At 70.1% G+C, this 14,266-nt stretch carries 14 protein-coding genes; 5 read left to right on the forward strand and 9 right to left on the reverse strand.

The features are described 5' to 3' along the window. Positions 1 to 65 precede the first annotated feature (65 nt). Positions 66 to 548, reverse strand: a complete 483-nt coding sequence (locus DQW85_RS36745; protein ID WP_113704348.1) for a DUF2000 domain-containing protein — start codon at positions 546 to 548, stop codon at positions 66 to 68. Positions 549 to 650: 102 nt separating this feature from the next. On the opposite strand from DQW85_RS36745, the gene DQW85_RS36750 reads away from it, so the two are divergent. Beyond that, the gene (locus DQW85_RS36750; RefSeq protein WP_205315681.1) at positions 651 to 1,130 is read left to right on the forward strand and encodes an Lrp/AsnC family transcriptional regulator; all 480 of its coding nucleotides are present in this window, start codon (positions 651 to 653) and stop codon (positions 1,128 to 1,130) included. 7 nt (positions 1,131 to 1,137) lie between these two features. Here the strand turns inward: DQW85_RS36750 and DQW85_RS36755 are convergent, their stop codons facing one another. Next, positions 1,138 to 2,367: a M20 family metallopeptidase gene (locus DQW85_RS36755; RefSeq protein WP_113704350.1), complete on the reverse strand. Its 1,230-nt coding sequence runs from the start codon at positions 2,365 to 2,367 to the stop codon at positions 1,138 to 1,140. A 554-nt stretch (positions 2,368 to 2,921) separates the two neighbouring features. On the opposite strand from DQW85_RS36755, the gene DQW85_RS36760 reads away from it, so the two are divergent. Further along, on the forward strand, positions 2,922 to 4,286 hold the full coding sequence (locus DQW85_RS36760; protein WP_113704351.1) for a peptide ligase PGM1-related protein: 1,365 nt from the start codon (positions 2,922 to 2,924) through the stop codon (positions 4,284 to 4,286). On the opposite strand, the gene DQW85_RS36765 is transcribed toward DQW85_RS36760, so the two are convergent. Further along, positions 4,246 to 4,449, reverse strand: coding sequence for an SCO4848 family membrane protein (locus DQW85_RS36765; RefSeq protein WP_240197671.1), 204 nt, complete (start codon positions 4,447 to 4,449; stop codon positions 4,246 to 4,248). The genes DQW85_RS36760 and DQW85_RS36765 overlap by 41 nt on opposite strands. 83 nt (positions 4,450 to 4,532) lie before the next feature. On the opposite strand from DQW85_RS36765, the gene DQW85_RS36770 reads away from it, so the two are divergent. Then, positions 4,533 to 5,654, forward strand: a complete 1,122-nt coding sequence (locus DQW85_RS36770) for a D-alanyl-D-alanine carboxypeptidase family protein (RefSeq protein WP_113704353.1) — start codon at positions 4,533 to 4,535, stop codon at positions 5,652 to 5,654. Here the strand turns inward: DQW85_RS36770 and DQW85_RS36775 are convergent. Both DQW85_RS36775 and DQW85_RS36780 read right to left on the reverse strand, forming a co-directional pair. Next, entirely contained in the window at positions 5,628 to 6,701 is a 1,074-nt protein-coding gene (locus DQW85_RS36775) for a YihY/virulence factor BrkB family protein (protein ID WP_113704354.1), read from the reverse strand. The genes DQW85_RS36770 and DQW85_RS36775 overlap by 27 nt on opposite strands. 143 nt (positions 6,702 to 6,844) lie before the next feature. Further along, positions 6,845 to 8,143 (reverse strand): amidohydrolase family protein, encoded by a 1,299-nt coding sequence (locus DQW85_RS36780; RefSeq protein ID WP_113704355.1) that lies wholly within the window; start codon positions 8,141 to 8,143, stop codon positions 6,845 to 6,847. A gap of 59 nt (positions 8,144 to 8,202) precedes the next feature. On the opposite strand from DQW85_RS36780, the gene DQW85_RS36785 reads away from it, so the two are divergent. Continuing rightward, a complete protein-coding gene (locus tag DQW85_RS36785) occupies positions 8,203 to 8,709 on the forward strand; it encodes a MarR family winged helix-turn-helix transcriptional regulator (protein ID WP_113704356.1) in 507 nt (168 codons plus the stop codon). Between the two features lie 100 nt (positions 8,710 to 8,809). Here the strand turns inward: DQW85_RS36785 and trpS are convergent, their stop codons facing one another. Next, positions 8,810 to 9,814: a tryptophan--tRNA ligase gene (gene trpS, locus DQW85_RS36790; protein ID WP_205315683.1), complete on the reverse strand. Its 1,005-nt coding sequence runs from the start codon at positions 9,812 to 9,814 to the stop codon at positions 8,810 to 8,812. Positions 9,815 to 9,828: 14 nt separating this feature from the next. Further along, a complete protein-coding gene (locus DQW85_RS36795; protein ID WP_113704358.1) occupies positions 9,829 to 11,142 on the reverse strand; it encodes a hemolysin family protein in 1,314 nt (437 codons plus the stop codon). A gap of 86 nt (positions 11,143 to 11,228) precedes the next feature. On the opposite strand from DQW85_RS36795, the gene galE reads away from it, so the two are divergent. Beyond that, positions 11,229 to 12,176, forward strand: a complete 948-nt coding sequence (galE, locus tag DQW85_RS36800; RefSeq protein WP_113704359.1) for a UDP-glucose 4-epimerase GalE — start codon at positions 11,229 to 11,231, stop codon at positions 12,174 to 12,176. Positions 12,177 to 12,311: 135 nt separating this feature from the next. Here galE and DQW85_RS36805 read toward each other — a convergent pair whose 3' ends face one another. Together DQW85_RS36805 and DQW85_RS36810 are read right to left on the reverse strand one after the other, a co-directional pair. Continuing rightward, on the reverse strand, positions 12,312 to 13,286 hold the full coding sequence (locus DQW85_RS36805) for a malate dehydrogenase (protein ID WP_113704360.1): 975 nt from the start codon (positions 13,284 to 13,286) through the stop codon (positions 12,312 to 12,314). Between the two features lie 55 nt (positions 13,287 to 13,341). After that, on the reverse strand, positions 13,342 to 14,266 hold a 925-nt coding region (locus DQW85_RS36810), incomplete at its 5' end, for a glutamate ABC transporter substrate-binding protein (RefSeq protein WP_162795675.1).

A 14,266-nucleotide genomic window follows, 5' to 3' on the forward strand; every position in this document is an offset into this window, starting at 1 on the left:
CCGGCTCCGCGCCCGCCGGGCGCGGAGCCGGCCGCGGCCACTCCGGGCGATCGCGCCGAAGCCGATCAGGGCAGGAGAGGGAGCCTCCCGACGATCTTGTCGACGCGGTTGCGCGGCCCGACGATGCTGACGGCGTAGTACTCGATGTCGTCGGCCGCCGTCTTGCTCACGGTTTCCAGGTATTCGGCGTAGACACGCGTGTGCTGCGCCGCCGCGGGCATGTCCGCGACGAAGGTGCCGGCCGACGCCGCCGCCTTGCCGCGGATCGTACGGAGGGTGACCGGGTCCGCGGCCAGGACCGAGCAGCCCGCCCAGGGCAGCCCTGGATGGGAGTCTCCCTCGGAGTCGACCGCCTCCTCGCCCAGGAGCCCGGTCACCGAGGCCGCCGTCGCCGCCGCTGCGCAGACGGCGGCGTTGACCGCACGGCCTGACGGCAACTCGCCGTTGACCACGATGACCCACTTGAGGCGGGCGGCGCGGGTCGGGGCGGTCGGATCGATCTCTTCAGGCGCGAACCCGATGCTTTCCTTGAACATATACTCGGCCATCCGCTCTAATCCTAGTCAGATGTACGCACAGACATCTGAATCCTAGGTGGCAGTACAATCAGAGGGCAATGAATCCGTACTTCTATCGGACAGGAGGGCGAGATGGCACCCATGGACGAACTTGATGCGGCGATCCTGCGCGAACTGCAGTCAGATGCACGGAAGACCAACCGTGACGTCGCCGCGACGGTCGGCGTCTCACCGACCACGGCGCTGGACCGCACACGCGGGTTGCGTCGCAGGGGGGTCATCCGTGGCGCGATCCTCGACGTCGACCTGGCGCTGATCGGACGCCCGGTCCAGGCCCTCATCGCCATCCGCGTGCGCCCCCCGTCCAGGCGCAACATCGAGGGCTTCCGCGACTGGGTGGCAGCGCTCCCCGACACCCTCGGCGTCTACGTCACGACCGGAAGCGAGGACTTCATCGTGCACGTCGCCGTGCCGGACAACACCAGCCTGTACGCCTTCGTGATCGACAGGCTCACCGAGCGTCCCGAGGTCGCCGACGTGCGCACATCCATCGTCTATGAGCACATCCGCAACAACCGCATCGCCCCGTGCCACTCCACGGGAACGGAGTGATTCCGCGTTACGCCAGCGTGGTGATCGGGTCCGTGACGGTGACCGGGCGTGACTCCCACAGGGCCGTGAGGGCGGTGGCGGCCATGAGCCGGACGCCCATGCCGATCGCCCCTTCGTCCACGTCGAACGTGCCCTGGTGGATGTCGTAGGTCTGACCGTCGGGCGACCGGGTGCCCAGGCGGGCGAAGGCGCCCGGGATGGACTCCAGGTACCAGGCGAAGTCCTCGCCGCCCAGCGACTGCTGGGTGGGGGCGACCGAGCCGGCCCCGAGCGCGCGCTCAGCCGCCTCGGCCAGCATCTCGACGCTCAGCTCGTCGTTGACCACCGGCGGCACGCCTCGGGTGTAGTCCATCTCGGCCTCGACCCCGTACGCGCCGGCGACCGACTCCAGGAGGGACTTGATGAGGTCGGGCGCGACGTGCCAGGCGTTCTCGTCGAGGCAGCGGACCGTGCCCTCGGCGATGCCGTCGTCAGGGATGGCGTTGGCCGCCGAGCCGGCCTCGACGCGACCCCAGACGAGGCTGAGCGAGCTGCGCGGGTCGATGCGGCGGGACAGGGCGGCGGGGAGCTCGGTGAGGATCTTGGCGAGGGCGAAGACGAGGTCGGCCGTGAGGTGGGGCCTGGCCGTGTGGCCGCCGGGGCCGGAGACCTTGACGACGAGCCTGTCGCAGGCGGAGGTGATGGGGCCGGGCTTGAGGCCGACCTGGCCGACGTCGAGACGGGGGTCGCAGTGGAGGCCGAAGATGCGGTCGACGCCGCTGATGCCGCCCTGCGCCATGACCTCCAGCGCGCCGCCGGGGAGCTCCTCGGCCGGCTGGAAGATGAGCCGGACCCGGCCGGGCAGCAGGCCGGCGGCCGCCTGCTGGGCGAGGAAGAGGGAGGTGCCGAGCAGGATGGTGGTGTGGACGTCGTGGCCGCACGCGTGGCAGGCGCCCGGGACGGTCGAACGGTAGCTCTCGTCCTTCTCGTCCTGCAGGCCGAGCGCGTCGATGTCGGCGCGCAGCGCGATGGTGGGTCCGTCGCCGCTGCCCACGTCGCAGATGACTCCGGTGCCGCGCGGGAGCACGGACGGGACCAGGCCGGCGGCCGTCAGCCGCTCGGTGATCCGCTGGGTCGTGCGGTATTCGGCGAAGGCGAGCTCGGGATGCATGTGCAGGTCGCGACGGAACGCGACCAGATCCTGCTCAGTCTCGGCCAGGAACGCGTCGAGTTCCCCCCGCAGCTCACGTCCCCGCATCAAGTCACCGTCCCGTTCCACGCCGTGCGGTGTGCTCTGCCCTGGCCGCACGGCCCATATCGTCAATATCCTTTTCAGTCCCGTCTCTGTCTCACTGTGGCCGCTGTCCGGTCAGGGCAGCAGCCCGGCGAATCGCACGCCGAACCCCTGGGTTCCGGTGCCGGGGATCGTCAGCACGGGCGCGGTCCGCGTCTCCTGCGGAGATCAACCGCTGCAGCCCGGAACCACGGCGGTCGGCCGTGGGCCCGATGGCGATGCTTCGACTTTATCGCTCTCGTGAGACTTCTCGCGGACAACTACACCAAAAGTTAGCTGACGGCATGCCCGTAACCCCTGGTCTTCACGGGATGTGAGGGGGAACTGATCCGGAAATAGTCACAACGGATCATTAGATGGTGACCCAACGACGCTTCCCCCAAACGTGGTTGCCTATTCCGAATCCTGTCACCTTCCGGCATGGTGATCACACTACGGCGCTGGCTGATTTTGAGAAGAATGCGTGTTTCACTCGCCCTATGATCACTAAAATCCCGTTCGGGGAGAAGTATGCACAGTTGAGCATCTTCGAGCCGAGCGAGGGGACCCTGGTGGTCGTGCCCTCGCTCTCCCTTCCGCAGGACGAGCTCCGCCGCATCACGGGGGCGAGGTGCTACGAGGAACGGCTGCTGTTCCTCCTGCTCACGCTGCGCGAGCCCGGGGTCAGGGTGGTCTATCTCTCCTCCGCCCCCATCGACCACGACATCGTCGAGTACTACTTCGGCTTCCTGCCCGATCCGGACGACGCCGCCGAACGGCTGACCCTCATCAGCCTCGACGACCCATGCACGCAACCGCTGACCAGGAACCTGCTCTCGCGTCCGGACGCGATCGGACGGGTGCGGGAGACGCTCGACGGCGACGCGTGGATGGTCCCGTTCGTGCTGAGCGAGCTGGAGGAGGAGCTGGCCTCGCTACTCAGCGTTCCCATCTACGGACCGGCCACGTCGCTGGCGTACTACGGCTCCAAGAGCGGCGCCCGGGAGGTCGGCCAGGAGGCGGGCGTGCCGATGGCGCGCGGCTTCCAAGACCTGCGCACGGCGGTGGAGATCCAGGACGCGATCGACTCCCTGCCCGGCGAGCGCGTCATGATCAAGCTGAACGACGGATACTCGGGCCTCGGCAACGCGATCGTCAGCAGGAACGGCACCTCCGGCGTCAGCTTCTCGGCCGACGGCGAGACCTGGGACACCTTCACCGCGAAGATCGCGGAACGGGGCGCCGTGGTCGAGGAGTTCATCGAGCACCGGCCGCTGTACTACCCGAGCGCGCTGGCCAGGATCACCCCGGGCGGCCAGCACGACGTCGTCGCCACCCACGACCAGGTGCTCGGCGGCGCGAACAACGACGTGTACCAGGGCTGCACGTTCCCCGCCGCGCCCGAGTACCGGGCCGAGGTGGGGGCCTCGGCGGCGAAGATCGCCCGCATCATGGCGGAACGGGGCGTGGTCGGGCTGTTCGGCATGGACTTCTTCGCGTTCAAGGCCGACGCCGGCTACGCCGCCCTGCTCTGCGAGATCAACCTGCGCATCGGCGGCACCACCCACCCGTTCGGCTCGGCGCTGCTCACCACCGGCGCCACCTACGACCCGGGCACCGGGCTGCTCATGGCCGGTGACCAGCCCAAGTTCTACACCGCGACCGACAACTGCGCCGCGTCGTGCCTGCGCGGTCGCTCCCCCGGCGAGGTCGTGCGGATGGTCGAGCGGCTCGGGCTCGGGTTCGACACCAGCCGCCGTACCGGGAACGTCTTCCACCTGCTCGGCGCCATCCCCGAGCACGGCAAGCTGGGCTTCACCTCGATCGGCGACTCCCGCGAGGAGGCCGACGAACTGCACCGGCTCACCCGCCTCGCGCTCTGCGGAGGCCCTTCCAGCCGATGAGGCCGAGCACGATCCCGATCAGGACGTTGACGGCGATCAGGACGCCGTGGACGACGTAGAAGCTGGTCCGGCGGCCGTCCGCCAAGTTAAACCCGAGATTGACCCACTCGAAGATCATGAACACGCCGAGGACCATGAGGAAACCGGCGATCTTTCGCGACATAACCACCCGTCCAGTATCGCCGCCCTGCTCACGGGGGATGTGTCGGCACATGTGGAAGAACTCGAAGCTACGCTGAGACCGCCATGCCGAAGATACTCGTGCCGCTCACGGCACTCCTCGCGGCGGTCGCGCTCACCGGGACCGCGCACGCCTCGCCGACCCCGCCGGTCGGCGGCGAGCAGTTGGGCAGCCGCGGCCTGGTGCGGCCGGACGGCGTCAAGGCGCCGCCGAAGTCCAAGGCCACGTCCTACGTGATCGCCGACCTGGAGACCGGCGCGGTGCTCGCGGCCAAGGACCCGCATGGCAGATACCTCCCGGCCAGCACGCTCAAGATCCTGACCGCGGTGACGCTCATCCCCCTGCTCGACAAGAACCTCACGGTCCAGCCGAGCCGCGACGCCGTCAACCAGGAAGGCAGCGCGGTCGGCCTGACGACCAAGCCGATCTACAAGGTCGACGACCTGCTGAAGGCGCTGATGATGTCGTCGGGCAACGACGCGGCCATGGCGCTCGCCGAGGCCAACGGCGGCCTGGACAAGACGCTGCGCGACATGAACACCGAGGCCAGGCGGCTCCAGGCCAACGACACCGTGGCCAGGACACCGAGCGGCCTCGACAAGCCCGGGCAGAGCAGCTCGGCCTACGACCTCGCGCTCATCGCTCGGGCCGGCCTGGCCAACCCCGAGTTCAGGCGGTATGTGGGCACGAAGACGGCGAAGTTCCCGGCGCCGAAGAAATACTACGAGATCAGCAACCACAACAAGCTGCTGTGGCGCTACGAGGGCATGATCGGCGTCAAGAACGGCTGGACCACCAAGGCCCAGTCCAGCTTCGTCGGCGCGGCCACCCGCGGCGGCCACACGATCATCGTGGCCATCATGCGGCACGAGGGCTACTTCTGGGAGGAGGTGGCCGGGCTCCTCGACTGGGGCTTCGCCGCGCGTGACACGGTCACGCCGGTCGGCAGGCTGGTCGACCCGCTCCCGGCCTGGCCACCCGCGCGGCAACAGGCCGCCGCGCCACCGCCGCTCGCGGCCACCGCCAAGCCCACGCCGCTGCTCGAGGCGGCCGCGGCCAATCAGACCGACACCACACGGACGATGGGCGCGGTCGTGATCGGCGGCGGGCTGCTGTTCGGGCTGGTCTGGCTCGGGTACGGCCTGCGCCGCAAGCGCGGCTCACGCTCCCGGTCCTTCGGAGAGTGAACGCCCCGAGCCCTCCAGATTGGAGCGCTCCGGACCCGGCCGCCCCACGTCCGAGCGCCCCACGTCCGAGCGCCCCACGTCCGACCGCCCCACGTCCGAGCGCCCCACGTCTGAGTGCTCCGGAGGCGAGCCGCTCGGGATGGGCGAGGGCGAGGGCGGCGGGCAGCGCCCGGCCGTGGCCGTCCACGCGGCGACGTACAACGTGAGCCGGGCCGAGAAGTTGATCCAGAGCAGCAGCCCCACGACGACCGCGAAGGCGCCGTACAGCGGGTTGCTCAGCGTGTGACCCAGCAGCAGCCCGGCGAGCTGCTTGAGCAGCCCCAGCCCGATCGCCCCCAGCAGGGCGCCCCTGGCGATGACCCGGAACCGCTGCGTGGGCCTTTCCACCCAGCCGAGCACGATGACGAAGAGCAGCCAGTCGGCGGCCAGGCTGGCCCCCAGCCCGACGAGGAAGAACAGCGCGTTGTTCAGCGGGGTGTCGTCGAGGCCGAGGAACCTCACCACCACCGTGGTGGCCTGCGTGGCGAAGCCGGTGACGGCCACCGAGGCGAGCAGCGTGGCACCCAGGAGGATCAGCGACACCAGGTCACGGAGCTTGCCGCGGAGGAAGTCGAGCGGCGGGGACGTGGTCATCGACATCTCGCGCAGCGCCCCGCGCAGCGCGTCGATGGCGCCCAGCCCGGCGTAGAGCAGACCGAGCAGACCGATGATCCCGGCGGCCTGCTTGGCCGTGGCGATGCTGTTGAGGTTGAGCTGGTCGGCCATGCCCGGCACCTGCTCGGCGATGATCTTGTTCAGGGCGTCCAGGGCGTTCTGGTCGTTGCTCAGGACGTAGCCGAGCGCGGCGTAGGCCAGCGCGATCAGCGGGAAGAACGACAGGAAGACGAAGTAGGTCACCGCGCCCGCCAGCCGCTCGCCCGACTGGAGCTGGTAGCGCTGGACGGTCCGGATCAGGTGGTCGATCGAGGGCCGCCGGACCCGCCAGTATTCGGTCCTGCGGCGGCCCCACGCCTTCACCGCCTCGACGCGCTCGGACAGACCGCCCATCCGCCACCTCTCACCCCCGGCGAGGCCCCCGCCCGCCCTGGGGTCCGGAGGTCCTGCCGTATTAGTCCCGGCGAGAGGCTCCTGCCCAGCACGGGGCCGGTCAAGTCCGCCGCGGACCCCCGATTGCCCGAACGTCCGGCAGGTCAGGCACTCACGGCGGTCACCGCTCCCACGGTCACCGCCTGAGCGGTCTCCGCCAGCGAGGCGAGGACCGCGGCCACGTCGTGGTGCAGCAGCCTGCCGTCGCGCTTGACCACCCGGCCCGCGACCAGCACGGTGTCGACGGCGCTGGTGTCGGCGTTGAGTACGACGGCGCCGATCGGGTCGTGCGCCGCCGCCATGCCGAGCGTGTCGGTCCGCAGCAGCACCAGATCGGCCTGCTTGCCCGGGCGCAGCGACCCGGTGACATCGCCGAGCCCGGCCACCCGCGCGCCCTCGATCGTGGCGACGCGCAGCGCGTCCTTCGTGGAGAAGTCCCGCCCCGCGCCGTCGGGCCGGCCGCGCTCCAGGGTGAACGCGGCCCGCATCAGGCTGAACATGTCACCGGGACCGCACGTGACGGTGTCGGCGCCGAGTGACACGGGCGCCCCGGCTGCCCGCGCCCGCCCGGTGACGGGGTAGCCGACGCCCAGCGTCATCTCGTCGACCGGCGTGACGGACACGCCGCCACCGGTCTCGGCGATCAGCTTGAACTGGTCGTCGTCGTAGTGGTTGGCGTGGACGAACATCGTGGGCGTCTCCAGCAGCCCGTTCACCCGCAGGAAGTCGAGCCCCTCGGTGGCGCTCTCCGGGCTGCCCCCGCCGAGGTGCGCGGTGACGGGCAGGCCGAGATCGCGAGCCAGCCGCCACTCGTCGAGCACGTGCTCCGCACCGGCGATCTCCGGCCCGAGCGCCGCGATCATCATGCTGACGAGCCCGCCGGCCGTGCCGAAGTGCTCGTCGAAGACCCGGCGCCCCTCACTCGCCAGGTCCTGGGGGGAATCCCCGAGGCAGTAGCCGAAGACCGCCCGGACGCCGGAGTCGCGCAGCGCCCGCACGGCGGCGTCGGTGCGCTCCCGCGTCGGCCGCATGTGCGACCAGTCGACCAGCGTGGTGATCCCGGCGTCGAGGCACTCCAGCGCGCCGGCGAGGTTGCAGGCGTAGATGTCGTCCGGCCGGTACGCGGGCGCGAGCTCGCGGAGTACGCGCTGGAAGTATCGGCCGAACGTCATGTCGGGCTCGATCGCCCTGAGCCCCGCCTGCCAGGTGTGCCGGTGGGTGTCGACGAACCCGGGCAGCACGATCCGCCCGGAGGCGTCGATGACCTCGCCACCGGGGACGTCCGCCAGGCCGGGACCCACCTCCGCGATCTTCCCGTCCTCGATCCGCACGTCGGCCGGGCCGATCACCACCGGCTCCGGCTCGGTGTCCACGATGATTCCGTTCCTGATCAAAATAGTCATGCGAAAAGCTTAAGAGATAGCTTTTAGAAAAGCAATATGCCGGCAAGTATCCTCGTTCCATGAGGCACGACGAGATCGACGAGCTGGTCCCACGCTGGCAGGCCGGGGGCATGGCGCCGTCGCTCATCGCGGCCCTGGAGCTCGGCAAGCGGACGGCCCGGCTCAACCTGCTCCTGGAGACGGCGCTCAAGGCCGAGCTGGGCGAGCTTGGGCTCACCTTCGCCGAGTTCGAGGTGCTCGCCGCCCTCGCCCGCTCCCCCGCCCCGCGCCGCCTGAAGCCCAGCGAGCTGTCGAGGTCGCTGTTCATCACCTCGGGTGGCACCAGCAACGTCCTGCAACGGCTGACGGCGGCGGGCTATGTGGAGCGCGCCGACAACCCCGGTGACGCCCGCAGCCGCTGGGTGCAGCTCACGCCGGAGGGCCTGCGCGTCGCGGCCACCGCGCTGGAGCTCGCGGGCAAGGCGCACGAAGAGCTGATGGCGGGCGTCCCCGAAGAGGTCCTGCGGCGGGCGGCCGACGCCCTGCGCGAGATCCTGCTGGTCGTGGGCCGCCGCCGCGTCCGCTGAGCCTCGCCGACGTGAGCATTCGCCGGTGCCGGGGCTCTCGCCAGTGCCTGAGCATTCGCCGGTGCCGGGGCTCTCGCCGGTGCCGGGACCCTCGCCTGTGTCAGTGCCTCGGCAGGAAGCCGACCCGCTCGCGCACCTCGGCCATGGTGCGCTCGGCGACGTCGCCCGCCCGCTCGGCGCCGATGGTCAGCAGGCGGTCGAGCTCGGCCTCGTCGTCCAGGAGCTTCTCGGTGCGCTCGCGGATTGGGGTGAAGGTCTCGATCACGGCCTCGGCGACGTCCTTCTTGAACGTGCCGTAGCCCTGACCCTCGTAGCGGGCGACCAGCTCGGGGATGGGCGTGCCGCTCAGGGCCGACTGGATGCGCAGGAGGTTGGAGATGCCGGGCTTGTTCGCCTCGTCGAAGAGCACCTCGGTGCCCGTGTCGGTGACCGCCCGCATGACCTTCTTGCGCAGCGGGCCGGGCTGCTCCAGGACGTCGAGGATGCCCGCCGGGCTGGAGGACGTCTTGGACATCTTGGCCGACGGCTCCTGGAGGTCGGCGATCTTGGCGACGTCCTGGAGGATGTGCGGCTCGGGCAGCGTGAACGTGTCGCCGAAGCGGTGGTTGAAGCGCTGGGCCAGGTCGCGGGTGAGCTCCAGGTGCTGCTTCTGGTCGGCCCCGACCGGGACGCGGTTGGCCTGGTAGAGCAGGATGTCGGCGGCCTGCAGGATGGGATAGGTGAACAGGCCGACGCTGGCCGCGCTCTCGCCGTATTTCGCTGACTTGTCCTTGAACTGGGTCATCCTGCCCGCCTCGCCCATGCCGGTGAGGCAGTTGAGCACCCAGGCCAGCTCGCTGTGCTGCCGGACGTGCGACTGCACGAAGACGGTGGACCGCGCGGGGTCGAGCCCCGCGGCGAACAGCTGCGCGGCGGCCACGCGCGTGCGCCGGCGCAGGTCGGCCGGGTCGGTCGGCACGGTGATCGCGTGCAGGTCGACCACGCAGTAGAAGGCGTCGTGGGTCTCCTGCAACGCGACCCACTGGCGGACCGCACCCAGGTAATTGCCCAGGTGGAAGGAGTCCGCGGTGGGCTGGATGCCGGAGAGAACACGAGGTCTGGCCATAGCTGGCAATTGTGTCAGGAATCCTGCTCGGGCGGCGACTCGACGACAGGTCGGCGTTTCACTCTCACCCTGGCGATACGGCGGCCGTCGAGCTCGGTCACGGTCAGCTCGAACCCGTTCACCTCCACCTTCTCCCCCACGCCGGCCACGTGGCCGAGCATCGCCATCACGAACCCGCCCAGCGTCTCGTACGGGCCGCTGGGCAGCCTGATGCCGGTCTGGGCGGCGAAGTCGTTGAGGTTGGTCAGCCCGTCGATCTCGATCTCGCCGGCCGGGAGGATCACCGTGTCGTCCTCCACGTCGTACTCGTCCCTGATGTCGCCGATCAGCTCCTCGACCAGGTCCTCCAGGGTGACGATGCCCGCGGTGCCGCCGTACTCGTCGACCACGATGGCCAGGTGGTGCCCCTCGTCGCGCATCTCCGACAGGGTGGTGAGCACCCGCTTGGAGGCGGGCACGAACTTGACCGGCCTGATCGGCACCAGCGCGCTGATCGGCTCGACGCGGCCGGTCAGCACCGGGTCGAGCAGGTCCCTCACGTGCACGAACCCGATGATCTCGTCGTAGGACTCGCGGTAGACGGGGAAGCGCGAGTGGGGCATGGCCGCGGCGAGCACAGCCGCCTCGGCCAGCGGGGTGTCGGCTTCCATGAACTCCACCTCGGTCCGCGGCAGCATCACCTCACGGAGCTGCCGCTTGCCCGCCGCGAACACCTCGGCGATCAGGTTGCGCTCGTCGTCCGTGAGGTCGGTGTGGCCGACCACCATGTCGCGCAGTTCCTCGGTGGTCACCTCTTCCGTGTCGGCCTGCGGGTTGCCGCCGAGCAGGCGGACCACGCCGTCGGTGGACTTCGACAGGGCCCAGATGATCGGCCGCGAGAGGGAGGCGATGCGGTCGAGGAAGGGCGCCACCACCAGCGAGAGCCCCTCGGCCCGCTGCCTGGCCAGGCGCTTGGGGGCCAGCTCGCCGAGCACCAGCGACACGTACGAGATCGCCAGCGTCACCAGGACCAGCGCGAGCACCGGCGCGACGGCGTGGGGCACGTTCCACCGTTCGAGCACGGGCGTGAGCTGCATGCCGAGCCGGTCGGCGCCGAACGCGGCCGACAGCATGGTGGCGACCGTGACACCGATCTGCACGGCGGACAGGAACCGGTTGGGATCGCGGGCGAGCTTGGCGACCCGCTCGCCCCGGCGGCCACGCTGGGCGAGCTTGCGGACCTGGCTCTCGCGCAGGCTCACCATCGCCATCTCTGCGGCCGCGAAGAACCCGCCCACCAGAATGAACAGGAGGACGAGAGCGATGTCGGCCGCGACGTTGTCGTACATGGTGGTTCGCAGCGTACTCAACGCCGTTCGCACGTATGCTGAGCGGCAAGCCGTACAAAATCAAACATAACCGCACAGGAGTTAACATGAGGCTACTGGTCACCGGAGGCGCCGGATACATCGGCAGCGTCGTGGCCGCCCAGCTCGTCGAGGCGGGCCACGAGGTGACGGTGCTCGACGACCTTTCGACGGGGCACGCGGACGCCGTGCCGGAGGGCGCCCGGTTCGTCGAAGGCTGCGTCACCGAGGCCGGCGAGGCGCTCCAGGGCGTGCACGCGGTGCTCCACTTCGCGGCCAAGTCGCTGGTCGGCGAGTCGGTGGAGAAGCCGGGACTCTACTGGTCGCACAACCTCGGCGGCACTCTGGCGCTGCTGGAGGCGATGCGCGAGCGGGACGTACGCCGGATCGTCTTCTCCTCGACGGCGGCCACGTACGGCGAGCCGGAGCGCTCGCCGATCGAGGAGAGCGACCCCACGCGCCCGGGCAACCCCTACGGCGCCTCCAAGCTGGCCGTCGACACCGCGCTCACAGCGTACGCGGGGCTGCGCGGGCTGGGGGCGGTGAGCCTTCGCTACTTCAACGTGGCCGGCGCATACGGCCGCTACCGCGAGCGGCACACCGTCGAGACGCATCTCATCCCCAACGTGCTCAAGGTCGCCACGGGCGAGCGCGACTCGGTGAGCGTGTTCGGCACGGACTATCCGACGCCCGACGGCACGTGCGTGCGCGACTACATCCACGTGGCCGATCTGGCCCGCGCCCACCTGCTGGCGCTGGAGGCGATCACCGAGGGCGAGCACAAGATCTACAACCTGGGCAACGGCACGGGCTTCTCCGTCCAGGAGGTGATCTCGGTCTGCCGCGAGGTCACCGGCCACGAGATCCCCGCCGTCGTCGGCCCGCGCCGGCCCGGCGATCCGGCGGTGCTGGTCGCGTCGTCGGAGAAGATCCAGGGTGATCTGGGATGGAAGGCCGAGCGGGCCTCGCTGCGGGACATCGTGTCGGACGCCTGGACGGCGCTCTCCGGGAGATGAAGCAGGCACCCACCCCCGCCGTACAGGCGGAAGGCGCGCGCCCCGGGAAGGGACGCGCGCCTTCGCGGTGAAACGTCTGGGCGGGCCGGGGCCACGTCTGGGCGGGCCGGGCCACGTCAGGCCGGGAGCCGACCGTCAGATGAGGCCGAGCGACCTGACCGCGTCGCGCTCCTCTGCCAGCTCGCGCACGCTCGCGTCGATGCGCTCGCGCGAGAAGGCGTCGATCTCCAGGCCCTGGATGATCTCGAACCGGCCGTCCACGGCGCGGACCGGGAACGACGAGACGAGCCCTTCCGGCACCCCGTAGGAGCCGTCGGACACCACGGCGGCCGAAGTCCAGTCGGTGCCGTTGACCCAGTCGTAGACGTGGTCGATCGCCGCGTTGGCGGCCGAGGCCGCGGACGAGGCGCCGCGCGCCTCGATGATGGCGGCGCCGCGCTTGGCGACGGTCGGGATGAACGTGTCGCGCAGCCACTCGGCGTCGACCTGCTCGCCCGCGATCTTGCCGCCTACCTCGGCGTGGAACAGGTCGGGGTACTGGGTGGCGGAGTGGTTGCCCCAGATCGTCATGTGCTTGATCTCGGTGACCGGCACCTGGAGCTTGGCGGCCAGCTGAGAGAGCGCGCGGTTGTGGTCGAGGCGCGTCATCGCGGTGAAGCGCTCGGCGGGGACGTCGGGCGCGTGCTGCTGGGCGATGAGCGCGTTGGTGTTGGCGGGGTTGCCCACGACGAGGACCCTGATGTCGTCGGCGGCGTGGTCGTTGATCGCCTTGCCCTGCGGGCCGAAGATGCCGCCGTTGGCGCCGAGCAGGTCGCCGCGCTCCATGCCGGCCTTGCGCGGCATGGCGCCGACGAGCAGGGCCACACTGGCGCCGTCGAACGCCACGTCGGGGTCGTCGCTGATCTCGATCCCCGACAGCAGCGGGAACGCGCAGTCGTCGAGCTCCATGGCGGTGCCCTCGGCCGCCTTCACCGCCTGGGGGATCTCCAGCAGGCTCAGCTTGACCGGCACGTTCGGGCCGAGCAGCTGGCCCGACGCGATGCGGAACAGCAGCGCGTAGCCGATCTGACCGGCGGCACCGGTGACGGTCACCTTGACGGGCGTGGCCATGGCCTTCCCCTAACTCGCAGGACGATTCATTGACTTTCGGGATGCTACCCGCTTGTCATCCGCAGGACTCCGCCGAGGGCTGCTCCAGCTCCATCGCGAACTCCACCTTGGCGAAGTGCCTGCTCAGCAGCTGCTTCATGGTGCCCGACCGGTAGAGCTCGGCGATCACAGCCTTGATCGCCTTGCAGGTCTTCGTGTCGTCCCGCTTGATGCCGACAGCGTAGCGCTCGTTGCTGAGCTCGGCGCCCAGGATCTTGTAACGGAGGTTCTCGCGGCTGGCGAACCCGGCGAGGATGAGGTCGTCACCGGGCACCGCGTCGACTTCGCCGCTCCTGAGCAGGTCCATGCACTCGGCGTAGTTGGCGGCCGTCACGGGCTCGACCTTCACGGTGTCCTGCACCTTGCCGACCGAGGGGCTGTTGAGCGCGCAGATCTTCCGGCCCGCGAGGTCCTCGATGGACTCGATGCCGCTTCCGCTGTGGACAAGGATGTCCTGGTGCGCGAGGTAGTAGGGGCCGGCGAACCGGACCCTGTCCTCGTCCCGCTCGTCGATGGAGTAGGTGGCGATCACCAGGTCCACCGTGCCCTCGTCCAGCAGGTCGACCCTGTCGCCGCGGGTGACCCTGACGAACTCCGTCTGCTTCGCGCCGAGCGCGGCGGCGATCCGCTTGGCCACCTCGACGTCGAACCCGTCGAAGCCGCCGTTCCGCTCCAGCCCGATGCCGGGGAGGTCGCCCTTCACGCCGATGACTAACTTCCCGGTGGTGGCGGCCTTGTCGACCACGCTGACGAACGCGTCCGGCCCGTCCCCGCCGTTGTCGCCCGGTGTCAGCCGGCTGAACACCTGTGGCGGCCAGCCGTTCATGTAGGCGACGGCCGCGGCGCCGACCAGCAGGAGGAGGGTGAGGGCGAGAGCGCCCCACCGGCCTCCGCGCCGCCGCCTGGACCGCACCGGCCGGGGCGGCGGGGCGGGCCGGGAC

It is taken from the genome of Nonomuraea lactucae, assembly GCF_003313395.1.
GTDB classification, from domain to species: Bacteria; Actinomycetota; Actinomycetes; order Streptosporangiales; family Streptosporangiaceae; genus Nonomuraea; species Nonomuraea lactucae.